The 15,831-nt window shown below is 64.7% G+C and carries 17 protein-coding genes; 10 read left to right on the forward strand and 7 right to left on the reverse strand.

Going from position 1 to position 15,831, the window contains the following annotated elements:
• Positions 1-10 precede the first annotated feature (10 nt).
• The 4 genes from ACNJX8_RS23105 to ACNJX8_RS23120 are packed head-to-tail and all read left to right on the forward strand — an operon-like array spanning position 11 to position 3,688.
• Positions 11-1,048 carry an NAD-dependent epimerase/dehydratase family protein gene (locus tag ACNJX8_RS23105; RefSeq protein ID WP_439356856.1) on the forward strand — a complete coding sequence of 346 codons (1,038 nt, stop codon included), beginning with the start codon at positions 11-13 and terminating at the stop codon, positions 1,046-1,048.
• A complete protein-coding gene (locus ACNJX8_RS23110; protein WP_439356857.1) occupies positions 1,035-1,856 on the forward strand; it encodes a GNAT family N-acetyltransferase in 822 nt (273 codons plus the stop codon). Before ACNJX8_RS23105 ends, ACNJX8_RS23110 begins: the two co-directional genes overlap by 14 nt.
• Before the next feature lie 6 nt (positions 1,857-1,862).
• On the forward strand, positions 1,863-2,918 hold the full coding sequence (locus ACNJX8_RS23115) for a dihydrodipicolinate synthase family protein (RefSeq protein WP_128941936.1): 1,056 nt from the start codon (positions 1,863-1,865) through the stop codon (positions 2,916-2,918).
• Positions 2,906-3,688, forward strand: coding sequence for an ABC transporter ATP-binding protein (locus ACNJX8_RS23120; protein WP_128934169.1), 783 nt, complete (start codon positions 2,906-2,908; stop codon positions 3,686-3,688). The genes ACNJX8_RS23115 and ACNJX8_RS23120 overlap by 13 nt, the downstream gene beginning before the upstream one ends.
• Before the next feature lie 144 nt (positions 3,689-3,832).
• Here ACNJX8_RS23120 and ACNJX8_RS23125 read toward each other — a convergent pair whose 3' ends face one another.
• From ACNJX8_RS23125 to ACNJX8_RS23135, 3 genes are all read right to left on the reverse strand, one after another.
• The gene (locus tag ACNJX8_RS23125) at positions 3,833-4,921 is read right to left on the reverse strand and encodes a TRAP transporter substrate-binding protein (RefSeq protein ID WP_128941934.1); all 1,089 of its coding nucleotides are present in this window, start codon (positions 4,919-4,921) and stop codon (positions 3,833-3,835) included.
• A 199-nt stretch (positions 4,922-5,120) separates the two neighbouring features.
• Positions 5,121-5,378: a hypothetical protein gene (locus ACNJX8_RS23130; RefSeq protein ID WP_018322933.1), complete on the reverse strand. Its 258-nt coding sequence runs from the start codon at positions 5,376-5,378 to the stop codon at positions 5,121-5,123.
• A gap of 66 nt (positions 5,379-5,444) precedes the next feature.
• A complete protein-coding gene (locus ACNJX8_RS23135) occupies positions 5,445-6,395 on the reverse strand; it encodes a DUF2778 domain-containing protein (protein ID WP_128937430.1) in 951 nt (316 codons plus the stop codon).
• A gap of 201 nt (positions 6,396-6,596) precedes the next feature.
• Here ACNJX8_RS23135 and ACNJX8_RS23140 point away from each other — a divergent pair, with 201 nt between their 5' ends.
• Both ACNJX8_RS23140 and ACNJX8_RS23145 read left to right on the forward strand, forming a co-directional pair.
• Positions 6,597-7,037 carry a DUF1810 domain-containing protein gene (locus tag ACNJX8_RS23140; protein ID WP_439356858.1) on the forward strand — a complete coding sequence of 147 codons (441 nt, stop codon included), beginning with the start codon at positions 6,597-6,599 and terminating at the stop codon, positions 7,035-7,037.
• An 81-nt stretch (positions 7,038-7,118) separates the two neighbouring features.
• Positions 7,119-9,200 carry a methyl-accepting chemotaxis protein gene (locus ACNJX8_RS23145; RefSeq protein WP_439356859.1) on the forward strand — a complete coding sequence of 694 codons (2,082 nt, stop codon included), beginning with the start codon at positions 7,119-7,121 and terminating at the stop codon, positions 9,198-9,200.
• A 6-nt stretch (positions 9,201-9,206) separates the two neighbouring features.
• Here the strand turns inward: ACNJX8_RS23145 and ACNJX8_RS23150 are convergent, their stop codons facing one another.
• Together ACNJX8_RS23150 and ACNJX8_RS23155 are read right to left on the reverse strand one after the other, a co-directional pair.
• On the reverse strand, positions 9,207-9,797 hold the full coding sequence (locus tag ACNJX8_RS23150; RefSeq protein WP_439356860.1) for an NADPH-dependent FMN reductase: 591 nt from the start codon (positions 9,795-9,797) through the stop codon (positions 9,207-9,209).
• Positions 9,798-9,847: 50 nt separating this feature from the next.
• Positions 9,848-10,795 carry a helix-turn-helix domain-containing protein gene (locus ACNJX8_RS23155; protein ID WP_439356861.1) on the reverse strand — a complete coding sequence of 316 codons (948 nt, stop codon included), beginning with the start codon at positions 10,793-10,795 and terminating at the stop codon, positions 9,848-9,850.
• A gap of 292 nt (positions 10,796-11,087) precedes the next feature.
• Between ACNJX8_RS23155 and ACNJX8_RS23160 the strand changes: the two genes are divergently transcribed.
• The 3 genes from ACNJX8_RS23160 to ACNJX8_RS23170 are packed head-to-tail and all read left to right on the forward strand — an operon-like array spanning position 11,088 to position 13,707.
• Positions 11,088-12,212 (forward strand): DUF2336 domain-containing protein, encoded by a 1,125-nt coding sequence (locus tag ACNJX8_RS23160; RefSeq protein WP_439356862.1) that lies wholly within the window; start codon positions 11,088-11,090, stop codon positions 12,210-12,212.
• Positions 12,209-12,532 carry a PilZ domain-containing protein gene (locus tag ACNJX8_RS23165; RefSeq protein WP_439356863.1) on the forward strand — a complete coding sequence of 108 codons (324 nt, stop codon included), beginning with the start codon at positions 12,209-12,211 and terminating at the stop codon, positions 12,530-12,532. The genes ACNJX8_RS23160 and ACNJX8_RS23165 overlap by 4 nt, the downstream gene beginning before the upstream one ends.
• Positions 12,533-12,591: 59 nt before the next feature.
• Entirely contained in the window at positions 12,592-13,707 is a 1,116-nt protein-coding gene (locus ACNJX8_RS23170; protein WP_128941927.1) for an HD-GYP domain-containing protein, read from the forward strand.
• 25 nt (positions 13,708-13,732) lie between these two features.
• Here the strand turns inward: ACNJX8_RS23170 and ACNJX8_RS23175 are convergent, their stop codons facing one another.
• Both ACNJX8_RS23175 and ACNJX8_RS23180 read right to left on the reverse strand, forming a co-directional pair.
• Positions 13,733-13,936, reverse strand: coding sequence for a hypothetical protein (locus tag ACNJX8_RS23175; RefSeq protein WP_128934178.1), 204 nt, complete (start codon positions 13,934-13,936; stop codon positions 13,733-13,735).
• Between the two features lie 134 nt (positions 13,937-14,070).
• Complete coding sequence (locus tag ACNJX8_RS23180; protein ID WP_439356864.1) at positions 14,071-14,748, reverse strand: nitroreductase; 678 nt, start codon at positions 14,746-14,748, stop codon at positions 14,071-14,073.
• A gap of 115 nt (positions 14,749-14,863) precedes the next feature.
• On the opposite strand from ACNJX8_RS23180, the gene ACNJX8_RS23185 reads away from it, so the two are divergent.
• Complete coding sequence (locus ACNJX8_RS23185; protein ID WP_439356865.1) at positions 14,864-15,826, forward strand: alpha/beta hydrolase; 963 nt, start codon at positions 14,864-14,866, stop codon at positions 15,824-15,826.
• Positions 15,827-15,831: the final 5 nt, after the last annotated feature.

Genomic DNA, 15,831 nt, shown 5'->3' on the forward strand with positions numbered 1-15,831 from the left:
GACCAAATCCATGCTGCTCACCCGCCAGACGCTGCCGAAGACCATTCCGGATGTCGCTGCGCTCGACGAGCTCCTGTGCCGGCCGACGCAGGCGCTGATCGACGACCTCGCCAAGGTCGAGGGCGACATCATGATCCTCGGTGTCGCCGGCAAAATGGGGCCAACGCTGGCGGGGCTCGCGAAAGCCGCCGTGCCGGATCGCCGCATCATTGGCGTCGCGCGCTTCAGCGATGCCAGCGTCAAAGACTGGCTGCATGCGCGCGGCGTCGAGACCATCAATTGCGATCTGATGGACGAGAGCGCGATTCAAGCGCTGCCCAAGGCGCCCAACATCATCTTCATGGCCGGCCGCAAGTTCGGCGCCGAGGGTGATCTGTCGCTGACCTGGGCGATGAACGCGCATGTGCCGGCCCTGGTCGCGCAGGCCTTCCCCTCATCCCGCATCGTGGCGTTCTCGACCGGCTGCATCTATCCCTTCGTACCCATCGACGGCAAAGGCTCGACCGAGGACATGGCACCGAACCCGCCCGGCGAGTACGCCCAATCCTGCGTCGGCCGTGAGCGCATGTTCGAGTATTTTTCGCGCAAGTTTTCGACACCGGGCCGCCTGTTCCGGCTCAATTACGCGATCGACATGCGCTATGGTGTGCTGCACGATATCGCCACGAAGGTGCTCACGGGCACGCCGATCGACGTCAGCCTGGGCCATGTCAACTTCATCTGGCAGGGCGATGCGTCCTCCCAGGCGCTGCGCTGCCTTGCCCATTGCACGACGCCGACCTCTCCGATCAATGTCAGCGGCCACGAGATTCGGGCGGTGCGCGATCTCGCGCAAAAATTCGGCGCAAGGTTCGGCCGCGCGCCGGTGCTGACCGGCAAGGAAGAGCCGACGGCATGGCTGACCGACACGTCGAAGGCAGTCGAGCTGTTCGGCTTGCCCGTCGTCGACACCGAGCAGTTGATCGCCTGGACCGCGGATTGGGTCTCCCGCGCAATGCCGAGTCTCGGGAAGCCCACCAAATACGAGGTGCGCGATGGACGCTACTGACGGCCCGCCCATCATCAAGCTCGGCGTCGAGGACGCGATCGCCGGGCTGGCGCTGTCGACGGAAGCGCACTGGAACCAGACCGAAGAGGACTGGCGTGTTTTCCTGCGCGACGGCGTCGTGTTCGGCATCCGCGACGGCGCGCGACTGGTGGCGACCGCGGCACTGCTGCCCTATTCCGGCAACAACGCCTGGATCAGCATGGTGCTGGTGTCGGCTACGCATCGGCGCCGCGGCCTTGCAACACGCCTCGTCGATGCCTGCCTGGAAACAGCGCGCAGGAATGGCCTGACGAGCTGGCTCGATGCGACGCCCGACGGCGCCAATGTCTACGGGCCGCTCGGGTTCACACCGACCCTGCAGTTGCGCCGGCTGAAGCTGAAGAAATCTGCGCAGGCGTCCGCGCCGGTACCATCCGCCGCAACGCTCGAGGCGCTTTGTGCCCGGGACCGGCGCGCCACAGGGTTCGACCGGACCGCTCTGCTGACCGCCTTTGCACAGCGCTCGGGGTCACGCATCGTCACTGCAAACGGATGCATCGCGTTGGTCCGCGACGGCAGAACCGCGCGCCATATCGGCCCCTTGTTCGCAAATCATGCAGCCGAAGCGCTGGCTCTCATTCACGCGATCGCGGGGTCCGAGGACCGGCCGCTCCTGCTCGACGCAATCGCCTCGCAGGGCGAGTTCCTGGAGGGATTGGTCGCCTCGGGCTGGACCATCGAGCGGCCGTTCCAGCGCATGCGGTTCGGCCCCGCCACCATCGCTGCCGAAGAAACGCCGTTCGCCGTTGCGGGCCCTGAATTCGGATAGGACATCATGCACCACAGCCAGATCAACAGCGACATCCGCAAGCTGATCGCCGAGGGCACAGTGCTGCCGGCACATCCCCTCGCCCTCACTGCCGAGCGCCAGCTTGACAAGACGCATCAGCGCGCGCTGACGCGCTATTACATCGATGCCGGCTCAGGCGGCCTTGCCGTCGGTGTGCACACGACGCAGTTCGCGATCCGCGACGTCGGCCTCTACCGTCCCGTGCTCGAGCTCGCTGCCGAGACCGCCGCGAGCTGGACCACGCGGCCGCTAGCGCTGGTCGCTGGCCTTGCCGGCCCAACCAGCCAGGCCACCGCTGAGGCCCGCACTGCACGCGACATCGGCTATCACGCCGGCCTGCTCAGCCTCGCAGCGATGAGAAACGCCTCCGAGGACGAGATCATCGCGCATTGCACCGCGATCGCCGCCGAGATTCCACTGGTCGGCTTCTACCTCCAGCCGGCCGTGGGCGGCGTCATTCTGTCGAGCCGGTTCTGGCAGCGCTTCGCTTCGATCGACAACGTCATCGCGATCAAGATCGCGCCGTTCAACCGCTATCGCACGCTCGACGTGCTCCGCGGCGTCGCGGCCGCCGGCGCGCTCGACCGCGTTGCGCTCTACACCGGCAATGACGATCATATCCTGCTCGACTTGATGCTGCCGTTCGACCTGCGCGACAACGGCGTCACCACACGCACCTATTTCAAAGGCGGCCTGCTCGGCCATTGGTCGGTGTGGACGGCGAGCGCCATCAAACAGTTCGAGCGCTGCAAGGCCGCGCGGCACAAGGACAGCGTGCCGGCCGACCTGCTCGCGCTCGATGCTCGCGTCACCGACTGCAACAGCGCGTTCTTCGACGTCGCCAATAATTTTCACGGCTGCATCGCGGGCTGCCACGAGGTGCTGCGACGCCAGGGCCTGATGAAAGGTTTGTGGTGCCTCGATCCGAACGAGGGCCTCAGCCCCGGCCAGAAGCAGGAGATCGATCGCGTCACTCGCGAGCACGCCGATCTCAGCGACGATGCCTTCGTCGCCGCCAATTTGAGCAAATGGCTGGCATGACCGAAGAACCCTTCATCAGCCTGCAAGGCGTCCGGAAAGTCTACCGCAGCGGCGGTGCCGAATTCCTGGCGGTTTCCGACGTCACCATGGACGTGCAGGAAGGTGAGCTCGTCTCGCTGGTCGGCCCGTCCGGCTGCGGCAAGACCACGGTGATGAAGATTTTGGCCGGCCTGCACGGCGCCGACGGCGGCACCGTGAGAATAGGCAATGCCAAGAGCCCGTTCGATCCGACCCGCGACATCGGCATGGTGTTCCAGCAGGCGCTGCTCTTGAAGTGGCGCACTATCCTCGACAACGTGCTCTTGCCGGCCGAGATCGTCGGCCTGCCGATGAGAGCCGCGCGCGAGCGGGCGCGCGACCTGCTCAATCTGGTCGGGCTGGCCGGCTACGAGCAGAAATATCCGCAGCAGCTCTCCGGCGGCATGCAGCAGCGCACCGCGATCGCGCGCGCCTTCATCCACGATCCGAAGCTGATCCTGATGGACGAGCCGTTCGGCGCGCTGGATGCGCTGACACGCGAGCAGATGAATCTGGAGATGCTGCGGATCTGGCGCGAGAGCGGCAAGACCATCATCTTCGTCACCCATTCGATCCAGGAGGCCGTCTTCCTGTCCTCGCATTGCGCCGTGCTGACCGCGGGACCTGCGAAGATGGCCGATTATTTTGCGATCGACCTGCCCTTCCCGCGCGATCTTCCGCTGAAGACCACGGATGCGTTCGGTGCATATGCGCGGCGGATCTATGCGAAGCTGGGTCTGGGGGCGGTGTAGACCGCTTGCTCAGGTCCCGTAGGGTGGGCAAAGCGAAGCGTGCCCACCAGGGCCAGCCGAGCAAGTCGTGGTGGGCGCGGCGCAAGTGCGCCTTTGCCCACTCTACGGGAGCGCGGCGCAATCGCGGCACCGCGCCCCTCAAGCTCAGGTCTTGCGTGTCTTGCTGAGCAGATAATTGTCGTAGAAGTTCTCCGCGATCTGCGTGTAGAACAGCAGCTCCTTCATATAGGTGTCGTGGCTATCCTTGGTCCGCTTGAACAGGTCGCTCTTGGCGGCGAGCTCGTTCAAATGGTCCTGGGTCGCGTTGTAGCAGGCTTCCAGCACCGGCTGCGGGAACGCCTTCAGCTCCGCGCCATTGGCGATCAGGCGCTTGAGCGCCGCCGGATTCACGCTGTCATATTTCTCGAGCATCCAGGCGCCGGCCGCCGATGCGGCCTGGTTGACGATCGCCTGGTATTGCTTGGGCAGCGAGGCCCATTTCTCGTCGTTGACGACCATGTGCAGCATGGCACCGCCTTCCCACCAGCCCGGGAAATAATAGTATTTGGCGACCTTCTGAAAACCGAGCTTCTCGTCGTCATAGGGACCGACGAATTCCGCGGCATCGATCGTGCCCTTCTCGAGGGCGGGATACACATCGCCACCGGCGATCTGCTGCGGCACGACGCCGAGCCGCGCCAGCACATGGCCGCCCATGCCGGCGATGCGGAATTTGAGGCCTTTGAGGTCGTCGACGGTCTTGATCTCCTTGCGGAACCAGCCGCCCATCTGGGTGCCGGAATTGCCGCAGAGGATGGCGTGCGCCTTGAAAGGCTTGAGCGCTTCGTTGGTGAGGCCGGCGCCGCCGCCGAAGTGCCACCACGACTCCTGATGGCGATGGTTCATGCCGAAGGGTGCGCCAGTGGCATAGGCCAGCGCGGGCTCCTTGCCGATGTAGAAATAGAGCGGCGTCTGCGCCATCTCCACGGAAGCAGTACTGACGGCATCGAGCGCCTGCAGGCCGGGCACGAGCTCGCCGGCGGCGAAGGTCTGGATCTGGAATTTGTTGTCGGTGGCTTCCGCAACGTATTTCGCAAACGTCTGCGCCGTACCGTAGATGGTGTCGAGCGATTTGGGGAAGCTCGAGGTCAGACGCCATTTGATCTCGGGCGCGCCTTGCGCGATCGCAGGGGCCGCAACCAGCGTCGTCGCGCCGGCGACCGCGCCGCCCTTGAGGAATGTACGGCGTTCCATGATGGGGTCTCTCCCTTGAAGTCAGTTTTCAAACATTGGCTGCGGTCTTCGCGGACCGTTTGCCCGTTCCGATGGCGGAGTTCAAGCTGGGACAGAAAAGGTCTGTAGCCCGGATGGAGCGCAGCGCAATCCGGGAAGGTGCCACTGACGCGCACGACCCGGATTACGCTTTCGCTCCATCCGGGCTGCGAAGCTGTCGCTAGAGCAGCTTCGCGCTGACGAACAGCGCACGCACGGCGTTGGTCGCCTGCACTGCCAGCATGGCGTTACCGGCAGCGCCCTCCAGCGCCTCAACGGCGTCCTCATGCAGGGAGCGGAATTCCATCCATTCCACCGACTTGAAGTTGGTCAGGAACTGATAGGCTTGGCCGACGGTCGCAATCGCCAGCGTGTCACCGTTCAGCTTGATCTTGAACGTCGTACGCAGCGGGGTCTCGGAACTTGATGGATCACTCATGGGCTGCTTCTGGACGAGGACGATTTAACGAAGGGGAAACGGCAGCCCCGCCGCGGCAGGCAAATATCAGGAATCGGTGCTCGCGCGCTGCGAGGCGGTCGCAGACCCGCGCAGATTCGGCACCACGACCAGACGGTTGAACTCGCCATTGTCGTAGGCCTTGATGAAACGGTCATAGTCCTTGATCGAGACGCAACCGTTGGAATCGCCGCGCGGTCCGAGCATGTAATTGTGGGTGAGCAGGCCGACGCGGCCGAGCGCGCTGGTGCCTTCGACCGGAGTCATGCGCAGCGCCCGGACGCCGTGGAACAGCTTTTCGCGCGGCTTCAGATCGTAGGTCGCCGGCGGCGTCGCACCGACCATCCGCCGGTCGACATGGTCGGGATTGTCCATCATCGGGCCGAAGCCGGAATGGGCCTCGAGCGCCACGCCGCCCGGCAGGTAAACCGCCTTGGCCGAGATGTCATAGACCGCCGTCCGCGAATCGTAGCCGAGTGCCGCAAGATCGGGCGCCTTGTTGAACAATCCGCTGTCGGGCGTCAGCGAGGCCAGCTTGATCTTGTCGGTGAATTTTTCGAAGAAATTGCGGTTATCGACCCGAGGGCTGGTATCGGCATACGCTTGGCTGGATGCGATCTGGGAGGCGAGATCGGCCTGGACCGGGCGCGAGCGCGGCATCGGGACGGCGTCGGCGCGCTGCGAGGGCCTCGCCTCCTCGGCCGGGGGCTGGTCGTCCTCGGTCAAGGTCGAGCGCCAGTCATCGCCCTGCAGCTTCTCGGCAAGCATGGCCTTGGCATCGCGAAGCTTGAGCTGGACCGCGTTCAGGGCGGAGCGCTCCAGCGTCCGCAGGCCGAGTTCGCGGGCCGGCGGATTGCCGGAGGCCGAAGCGAAACGATCCTCGAATGAAGGGGCATTGGCCGGCGGCAACGCGGCGGAGACCAGCGGGGTCGAATCGCCCATATCCGCAACCCACGCGGCAGCGCCAAGCGCCAGCGCGATCGCTGCCAGCGACAGCAAAGTCTTTTCGGCTCGCCCGACACGGCGGCGCGACAACAGCCTCTCGGCATGTGCTGCGTCGGAAACCATCAGATCCCCAAATCGACCCCGGGGGCGCCCAACCCCCACCCGGAGACTCTATACCAGCTACCACATTGGGAGCCAAAAGTTAGGCATAATCGCGGCCGGCAAGGGGTCCGGTGAGGCTTCCTGAGGTATCCAATGACCGATCCGTTCGATCTCAACCGCTTTGTCCAGGCCCAGGACCCGGTCTATCGCGACGTCCAGGGCGAGCTGGCCCGGGGCCGGAAGCAGACTCACTGGATGTGGTTCATCTTCCCGCAGGTCGCAGGCCTCGGCTTCAGCGCCATGTCGCGGCGCTACGCCATAGGCTCCCGCGCGGAGGCCGAGGCCTACCTCGCCCATCCCGTCCTCGGGGTGCGCCTGACCGAATGCACGAGGCTCGTGCTCGCCGTTCAGGGGCGGACCATCAACGCAATCCTGGGCGCGCCGGATGATGCGAAATTCCGCTCGTCGATGACGCTGTTCGGTGCGGTGTCCCGTGAGCCCGTCTTCGATCAGGCGATCGCCCGATATTTCGCAGGCGAACGCGACGGCGCCACGCTGGAGATCCTCGCCAAGCTCGACCGGGCGTCCGGCTGAGTTGCGCGTAAACCCGGGATTAACATCGCCTGCCTATCTTTCGTGCACAATAATTCTCCCGCGCCAATTGCCCGACAGATCATGAAAATCGGTACGCTCCTGACCACCGCCATCGTCTCGCTCTCGACCGTCGGCGGCGGCCTCGCCGTCTACGTTGCCGTGACGAAATATCAGACGATGGAGCGGATCAGCGAGGCGCAAGGCCGCCTGGCGATCGTCCGCGCTGCCAGCGACATCCCGCGCTATCTCAATCCCGAGCGCGGCTTTTCCACCAACATCCTGTACGGCCCCGCCACGATCGATCCTGCGCTGCTCGCCGAGCAGGAGAAGCTGCGCAAGCAGACCGACGGAGCCCGCGACAGGATGAACGCGCTGCGCAAGGAGCTGCCCGGCTCCTTCGACGACGGCAGCACCATCGGCAGCAACATCGACGGCATCAATGCGAAATTCACCGCGCTACGCGAGGCCATCGACAAGGCGCTCGCGGGGCCTGCGGAGGCGCGCAAGGACGCCGCTAAGAAGATCGTCGCCGACAATGCCGTGCTCAACAGCGGCGTGACCGCGCTGCTCAACGAGCAGGTCCGCCGCATGGCGATTCTCAACGGCGACGCCTACCGGCAGGCCAGCTACGCCAACATCGCGATGACGCTGCGCGACGTCGGCGGCTTCAATTCCAGCCTGCACAAGAATCTCGTTGGCGGCAAGAAGCCGGCGACCGACGCCGAGAAGGCCGAGATCAGCCGCTCGCAGGGCCGCAACGATCAGATCGTGATGGCGCTGCAGGAATTGCGCGGCAATCCGGCGACTCCGGCCAACGTCGCCGCTGCGCTGGAGAAGTTCAACGCGGTCTATGTCGAGGAGTTCGGCCGCGAGCTCAAGCTGGTGAAGGACGGCGCGGTCAGCGGCAAGTACGAGCACGACATGGACACCTATTACGCTGCCACGCAGCGCGGCCTCGGCACCATCATCGGCGTCCGCGACGCCTTCTACGACAACGCCGAAGAGATCCTCGCCGGCGCGTCTTCGGGCGCGCGCACCAGCTTCACCATCGCGCTTGCAGGCCTTGCCGCCGTGCTGATCGCGAGCGCCGGCCTCATCGTGACCGTGCGCCGCCGCGTCTGCGCGCCGATTGTCAGCCTGACCACGCGGATGTCGCGGCTCGCCGACGGCGAAGTTGCGGAAAGCATCCCCGGCGCCGAGCGCTCCGACGAGATCGGGGCGATGGCCGCCGCCGTCCAGGTGTTCAAGGACAACATGATCCGGGCCGACCGGCTTGCGGCCGAGAAGCAGGCCGAGAACGACGGCAAGATGCGCCGCGCTCAGGCGCTCGACGACCTCACCCGTGCCTTCGAGGCCAAGATTACCGAGCTCGTCGGCGGCCTCTCGCAGGCCTCCTCCACGATGGAGACCACCGCGCAGTCGATGACGTCGACGGCGGCCCAGACCAACAGCCAGGCCGCCATCGTCGCCGCTGCCTCCGAACAGACCTCGACCAATGTGCAGACGGTTGCCAGCGCCACCGAGGAGCTGACCTCTTCGATCTCGGAGATCGGCCGTCAGGTCGCGCAGTCCACCGAGATTGCCGCCCGCGCCGTCGACAATGCTCGCCGCACCGGCGATACCGCGCGCGCGCTCGCAGAGGGCGCGCAGAAGATCGGCGACGTCGTCACGCTGATCCAGAGCATCGCCGAGCAGACCAACCTGCTCGCACTGAACGCGACCATCGAGGCAGCCCGTGCGGGCGATGCCGGCCGCGGCTTTGCGGTGGTTGCTTCCGAAGTGAAGTCACTGGCCGGCCAGACCGCCAAGGCCACGACTGAAATTTCCGAGCAGATCACGGCGATCCAGTCCGCGAGCGACCAGACCGTGGCCGCGATCCGCAACGTCGCCGACGTCATCGCCGAGATCGACCAGATCGGCACCGCGATCGCGGCTGCGATCGAGGAACAGGGCTCGGCGACCAAGGAGATTGCCCGCAGCGTCCAGGAGGCCGCGCGCGGCACCCAGGAGGTCAACAGCAACATCTCCGGCGTGCAGCGCGCCGCCGACGACACGGGAGCCGCCGCCAGGGAGGTGCTCGGCGCCGCCGAGCAGCTCTCGACCCAGTCGCGCGATCTCGCCGGCCAGTTCGACCGCTTCCTCGGCGAGGTCAGGGCGGCGTAAAGAGGCTCAATAAGGCGGCGCCTTGCGCGCGCGCTGTGCTTTCGCCGCCTCGATCCACCACGCCAGATCGTCGGCAAAGCGCGGGAACGAGCGCTCCAGCGCCTTGCCGCCCTCGCCGATCGGCTCGCCATCGGCCGACAGCGTCTGTGCGATCGGGCCGACACCGATGGTGCTCGACACCACGACCATGCCCATCTCCGACAGCGTGCCGTGCCAGGCGGTCGCGGCGCGTGCGCCGGACAGTCGGCCGGCGGAATAGCTCGCGATCGCGGCCGGGCGCCAGAACCACTCTTCGAGGAAATGGTCGGTCAGGTTCTTCAGGCCGGGCTGGATGCCCCAATTGTACTCGCCGGTAACAAAGACAAATCCGTCGGCGCCGCGGATCTGTCCGGCCAGCTTCTCGAGCGGCTCGGGCGTCGAGCCCTCGGGATATTCCTTGTACATGCGGTCGAGCATCGGCAGGCCGATTGCCTTGGCGTCGATGAATTCGACGTCCTCGCCGCGGCTGCGCAGACCATTGATGACGAAATTCGCAAGGCGGATGCCCATGCGGTCGGAACGGTAGGAACCGTAAAGGACGAGAATGCGATTGCTCATGGTCGAACGGTAGCACGAAACCTGCGTTCGGCCCTACTCGATTTGTCAGATTATCGCCCGCGACCGCGCTCCAGCGTTTGCGATGGCGTCTCGCCGAACTGGTCACGGTAGATTCGGGAAAAATCGCTGAGATGCCAGAAGCCGAAGGCGAGCGCCACGGCCTTGACGCTGTCCGCCCCGGCGAGCAGCCGCCGTCGCACCAGCCACAGCCGGCGCAGCCGCAAATAGCGGTGCAGGCTCATGCCGCGATAGCGCCTGACCACGTCATGCATGGTGCGGACGGACAGGCCGAGCTTGCGCGCGATCTCCTCGCTGTAGATCGGCTGTGAGAGATCGTCGGACAGCAGCGCGCGGATATCCTGGAACATCTTGAAGTGCCGCTCGTCATTCGGCAGCGCGGTCCATCGCGCACGGACCACGCTCTCGAATGCGCCGTCAACGGCGGCAAGCAGGGATTCTTTCATTGCGGCTGCCTTGAGCGGCACGTCTGATGCGTCGATGGGCTCTGACGCCGCGACCAACACCTCGCGAACCACGCTGCGCAATCGGGCCAGGCTCGCGGCGCTCGTTTCGAAAATCTGGAAGCTCAGGGTTACCCGTGGCCAGCCGCGGTCCGTCACCTCCGGCCTGAACATCACCGAGGCAATTTGCCGCTGCACCTCCTCGATGCTCGTGTAGGCGGCTCCGCCGCTGCCAATGACGACGACTGGGCGCGCGCGCTGCGCGCCATTGAATCGAATAGGGACATCGAGGTCGTCCATCGTGAACCCGATCGCCGTGCAACTCTCGACGAGTTGTCCGTCAACCACGCGCGGAAATGCACGCGTCAAATTTACGTCGCAACCGGGCAGCGACAAAATGGTCTGCTCAGCAGAAATCCTTCGTACGAAAGGCGTGAACTCGAAATCCAGGCCTCGTATGGCGTTCCGAAATTCGTCGACGTCTGAAAAGCGAAATATCTTTGGTGCCAACCTTGGCACGTCATCAATGCTGTTCATGGCAATATGGCGCAACCGACGCACATCCGGCAACTGTGCCGGTTCGCTTCTCCCTTTGATTCGCCGTTGGACCTGATGAGTAAAGCCTAACGGGTCCTGTTCAGTTGAGAAGAGTCCAAGTGAAAGGACAAGTCGAAGGCGTCAAGTCTTGCCAAATTTCGATAGCATTTTCCCGGAATTGCGGCGGTGCATTAATACCCCGACATTTAATTTCCAAAATCAAAAATTAAGAATTTTGAGGCGCAATAACGCTCGTTAAATCGTCAAATTTATTTCGATTCAGGCTCCTGCCATGATGGCAAATTCGCCTGCTGATATTTTGGTCGAGTTGGAAGATGCGGTCGCCTCCTGTCCGCTGGACCGCTGCGCTCGGATCCTTGCGGGCATTGTGCAATTGCTCACCGGCAGTCGCCACCGGCGTCAGGAGCTGCTTGCCAATGTGGTCGACGGCGTTTTGCTGCGCTTGACGGATCGCGTCGATACCAGCGCGCTAATTCAGCTCAGCACCGCGCTTGCCGAACTCAATGTGGCCCCGCCGAAGACCTCATTGCGTCTTGCCGCACACCACGATCCGGACGTCGCGTGCCCTATCCTGCTCAAATCGCAGACCCTCTCCAGGGTCGATCTCGAGACGATCGCCGCCTCGGGCGGCGAACGGCAACAATGCGCCATCGCCGCCCGCGAGCGCATCGAGCCGCCGCTGACCGAGGCGCTGATCAAGAGCGGCAGCCGCGCCGTCTACCTTGCGTTGATCGGTAATCCCGGGGCCAAGCTCTCGGAGGCCGCCTATTCCACGCTGATCGCCCGGGCCGGGCAGGACGACGAGATCACGAAGGCGCTCGCGCTCAGGCCAGATACGCCCGAGCTCATCGTGCGAAAACTGCTGTCCGCCTCCAACGGCCAGGAAAGGCCGCCGAAGCTCAACGCCTCGTCAACGAGGCCGCACAACGCGACATCGAGCGCAACTACCATCTTGGCACCGCCCAAGCTGCCCTGCCAGGCGGCCTATGCGAGCGCGAGGCCGGAGATCGTCGCCCTCAACCGCGTCGGCAAGCTCAACGATTCCACCGTCAACCGCTTCGCGATCCGTGGCGAGACCGCCAATCTCTTCACGGCGCTATCGGTGCTTTCAGGGGCGCCGCTCGACATCATCGAGCACATCATGGCCGATGAGGATTGCGAGGGTCTGGTCATGGCCTGCCGTGCGTCGCGACTGAATTGGCAGACCACGCTGGCTATCCTGAGCAACCGCAGCGGCCGACGGCTTTCCTTTGCCGAGCGCGAACGCGCGCAACGGATCTTCGACACGCTGCTTCTGTCGACCAGCCAATGGACGGTGCGCTGGGGGGAAATCACCGCAAACGCCAAGACAAACGATAGGGCACATCGCAGCGCAAGATTGGGGGACAAGCAATGAGATTCGATGGCCGCAAGGCGGGGCGCGTTCGGATGGATCACCGGCAGCCCGTCAACCTGATGGGCTCAGACGGCACTTGGCGGCGCAGCTGTGTTCTGCTCGACGTATCGCAGACAGGTGCGAAGGTCGAGGTCGAGGGTACGCTGGACGTGCTCCAGGCCAAGGAATTCTTCATGGTGCTGTCATCGATGGGGCTCGCCTTTCGGCGCTGCGAACTGGTCTGGATCGATGGCACCACCGCGGGACTCCACTTCGTCACCGCAGGCGGCAAGAAGAAGCCGGCGAGCGCGCCGGCAACCGCTACGCGGAATTCCGCCTAAAGCAAATAAGCCGAGAATTCATCCCGCACATTGGACCCCACGACATCGAAGGTCAAACCGTGCTGAACCCGCGAACCACGCTCAGGCCGCTCGATCGTGACATCCGGGGTACCGAGGCGGCCCGCCCCTTCGTGCATGTGCTGGCCGACACGTCCGACAAGCTGGCGCGTGTCTGCTCGATTCTCGAGGAGCGTTTCGCCATCGCGGGCGAACGGCTCGACGCCGAGGCCAAGCTGTCGCAGGTTCCGTTCGCCATCGTCATCCGCGCAGAGCTTCGCGACCTCGACAACATCGCGGCCATCAAGAAACGGGCCGGCAAATTGGCCAAAGCGAAGAAGCGGATCTTCCTCATCGAGGACACGTCTCACGTCGGCGTTTCGCAAGCCTATGCGCTTGGAGCGACGCTCGTCCTGCCCGGCACGATCAGCCGGGCCAAATTGCTATTGGCGCTGTCTGATCCGGCCGATCCGTCCTCTGCCTCGTCAGGCGAGACTGCACAGTTTGACGACGCAGTTGAGATCGGGGCAACCGCGTTCGCCTCGATGTTCACGGCGGTCACCCTCGACCAACCGCTCGACGTGGACGGCACCAAGGAAGCCGGCCGCCAGATTGCCGATCGCATCACTGAGCATGGTCTGTCGGAATGGCTCACGACGGTGCGGCGCCATCACGAAGGAACCTACCAGCACTGCCTGATCGTGACCGGAGTCGCCATCGACTTCGGCCTGAGCCTCGGCGTCGGAAGAGCCGATCTGGAGCGCCTCTACTCGGCGGCCATGTTCCACGACATCGGCAAGGCACAGATCCCGCTCGCCATCCTCGACAAGCCGGGTCGTCTCGATTCCGAAGAGCGCGCCCTGATCGAGACCCACCCGGCCGCTGGCTACGAGTTTCTGAAGGGGCACGCCGAGATTTCGCCGGAGATCCTCGATGCCGTGCGTCATCATCACGAATATCTCGACGGGAGCGGGTATCCGGATGCCCTCTGCGCCGAAACCATTGGCGACATCGTGCGAATTCTCACGATTTCCGACATCTTCGCAGCGCTCATCGAGCACCGGCATTACAAGCCGACCATGCCGCGCGTGGAAGCCTACGACATACTGCGCGGGATGGCCGGAAAGCTGGAAAAGGCGCTGGTGACCGCGTTCAAGCCGGTCGCGCTCACGAGGTGAGCGCGTCGACGGCGCCGCGAACCGGCTAGTGCGTCGCGCGATATTTGGCGCGGTGCGGAATAGAGCGGCAGGCCAGCCCGTCAGCCAGCAGCTTCATGTCCTCGTGCTTGCCGCTGCGGATCAGCCGGCCAAACTCTTCGGGTGTGAAAGGAAGACTTGGATCATCATCGATCGGGCGCCGCACTCGCGGACCGAAGAACCATCGAACCAGGCTAGCCAGCCGCCGCATCTCAATTCCCTCGCGCCAGCAACAAACCTCTCAGTCTGCATATTGTTCCTCCCGCACCTTCGAGATTGCAAGAGCTTGCCAGCGACTCCGCACCAAAAAAATTTTCGCCAGAGAACAATCTCCTCTTCATCGTGCTAATCGGCAAAACCCACGTACCGCACGAACTCCTCGTTAAGTTCGCGGTCCGAGCGAACGGCATTCGCGGCAAAGCCGTCGTCGGGATAGCCCATCGCGACGCAGGTCATGATCACCTCGTCCTCCGGAATCTTCGCGACCTCGCGCACGATGTCGGAGCGCATGATGCCTTGTCCGTTGATCACCGAACCGAGGCCGCGGTCCCACGCCGCGAGCACGATGCCGTAGCAGAGCGCGCCGAGATCGAAATGGCAGACCGCGCCGGGATCGAGCACGCGGTCGTAGGTCAAGACCAGCGAGACCGGCGCGTCGAACTGGCGGAAGCCGCGCAGCACCCAGTCCTGGCGCATCGGCTTGTCGTCGCGCGCGATCCCCATCGCGCCGAACAGCTTCTTGGCGATGTCGACCTGCCGCGTGCGGTGCACGCCCTGGTACTCGCCATGGCTGACGATGTCGCGCTTGACCTTGGCGCCGGCGATCATCTCCTCCATGTTGCGGCAGCGCACCTCTTCCAGCGGGCTGCCGGTGAGCACGTGGACATGCCAGGGCTGGGTGTTCATCGACGACGGCGCGCGCTTGGCGCTCTCGATGATCGCCTCGATCACCGCGCGCGGCACCGGCTCGTTCCTGAAGCCGCGCACGCTGCGGCGCGACTGGACCAGCGTTTCGAATTCCACCTCAAGACCTCCCTGCCCGTTCGTCCGGCGTTGCGCGAGAACCGCCGGTTGCCGATGCGGCGCGCAAAATCTATGCTAACCCGCAAGCAAGACCAAGAACCCTGGAGGACCTGTCATGGCCGCGCCGCTCGATCCCGTGATCGCCGAGATCATTCCGCTCATGCCGATGCGCGATCCCGCGGTCATGACGCCACAGAGCGCCCGTGATTCCTTGCGCGCACTGGCTGCCTCGCGCGCGGCCATCCCGCCACCGCCCGTCGACAGCGTACAGGATATCGAGGTGAAAGGCGGCGCCGGCCCGCTCGATGCACGCGTCTATCGGGTCGGCACCACGCCCGCTCCGACCGTGGTGTTCTTCCATGGCGGCGGCTGGGTCGCGGGCGATCTCGAAACTCACGACCGGCAGGCGCGCAACCTCGCGATCGAGACCGGGGCGGTCGTCGTCTCCGTCGACTATCGCCGCCCGCCCGAGACGCGCTTTCCCGGCGCCTTCGAGGACGCCTTTGCCGCGGTGAGTGACATCTTCAACCGCGTCGCGGGATTTGGCGGCGATGCGAAGCGCTTCGGCGTTGCCGGCGACAGCGCCGGCGGCAATCTCGCGGCGACCACCGCGATCGCCTGCCGCGACGCCGGCATCAAGCTCGCCGCGCAATTGCTGGTCTATCCCGTGACCGACGTCCTCGGCGCTTACGCCGATGCGCGCGAGAACGCGCGCTATCCCTCGCGCGCCGAGAATGCCGACGGCTACTTCCTCTCCCGCGCCGTGATGGAATGGTTTTGCGGCCACTATCTCGCCGATGCCGGCCATGCGTCGGACTGGCGAGTCTCACCACTGCGCGCGGCATCCCTCGCCGGCGTCGCGCCGGCGGTCGTGACCACCGCCTGGTTCGATCCGCTGCGCGACGAAGGCGCGGCCTATGCGCGGGCACTGGAGGCTGCCGGCGTCCGCGTGAAGCACCATGAGGGCCTAGGCCTGATCCACGGCTATTTCGGCATGGGCGACGCCTCAGACGTCGCGCGCGCCGAGGCGCAGCGTGCACGCGCCGACTTCAAGGCCCTGCTCGCGCGGGGCGTATGAGATCG

Origin of the sequence: Bradyrhizobium sp. SPXBL-04 (assembly GCF_051853035.1) — a bacterium.
In the GTDB taxonomy this organism is placed as follows: domain Bacteria; phylum Pseudomonadota; class Alphaproteobacteria; order Rhizobiales; family Xanthobacteraceae; genus Bradyrhizobium; species Bradyrhizobium zhanjiangense.

Excerpts from the sequence above, each read along its gene's own strand:
- ACNJX8_RS23105 (WP_439356856.1), top strand. The coding sequence starts at position 11 with ATGCTGCTCACCCGCCAGACGCTGCCGAAGACCATTCCGGATGTCGCT.
- ACNJX8_RS23110 (WP_439356857.1), top strand. The coding sequence starts at position 1,035 with ATGGACGCTACTGACGGCCCGCCCATCATCAAGCTCGGCGTCGAGGAC.
- ACNJX8_RS23115 (WP_128941936.1), top strand. The coding sequence starts at position 1,863 with ATGCACCACAGCCAGATCAACAGCGACATCCGCAAGCTGATCGCCGAG.
- ACNJX8_RS23120 (WP_128934169.1), top strand. The coding sequence starts at position 2,906 with ATGGCTGGCATGACCGAAGAACCCTTCATCAGCCTGCAAGGCGTCCGG.
- ACNJX8_RS23125 (WP_128941934.1), bottom strand. The coding sequence starts at position 4,921 with ATGGAACGCCGTACATTCCTCAAGGGCGGCGCGGTCGCCGGCGCGACG.
- ACNJX8_RS23130 (WP_018322933.1), bottom strand. The coding sequence starts at position 5,378 with ATGAGTGATCCATCAAGTTCCGAGACCCCGCTGCGTACGACGTTCAAG.
- ACNJX8_RS23140 (WP_439356858.1), top strand. The coding sequence starts at position 6,597 with ATGACCGATCCGTTCGATCTCAACCGCTTTGTCCAGGCCCAGGACCCG.
- ACNJX8_RS23145 (WP_439356859.1), top strand. The coding sequence starts at position 7,119 with ATGAAAATCGGTACGCTCCTGACCACCGCCATCGTCTCGCTCTCGACC.
- ACNJX8_RS23150 (WP_439356860.1), bottom strand. The coding sequence starts at position 9,797 with ATGAGCAATCGCATTCTCGTCCTTTACGGTTCCTACCGTTCCGACCGC.
- ACNJX8_RS23155 (WP_439356861.1), bottom strand. The coding sequence starts at position 10,795 with ATGAACAGCATTGATGACGTGCCAAGGTTGGCACCAAAGATATTTCGC.
- ACNJX8_RS23160 (WP_439356862.1), top strand. The coding sequence starts at position 11,088 with ATGATGGCAAATTCGCCTGCTGATATTTTGGTCGAGTTGGAAGATGCG.
- ACNJX8_RS23165 (WP_439356863.1), top strand. The coding sequence starts at position 12,209 with ATGAGATTCGATGGCCGCAAGGCGGGGCGCGTTCGGATGGATCACCGG.
- ACNJX8_RS23175 (WP_128934178.1), bottom strand. The coding sequence starts at position 13,936 with ATGCGGCGGCTGGCTAGCCTGGTTCGATGGTTCTTCGGTCCGCGAGTG.
- ACNJX8_RS23185 (WP_439356865.1), top strand. The coding sequence starts at position 14,864 with ATGGCCGCGCCGCTCGATCCCGTGATCGCCGAGATCATTCCGCTCATG.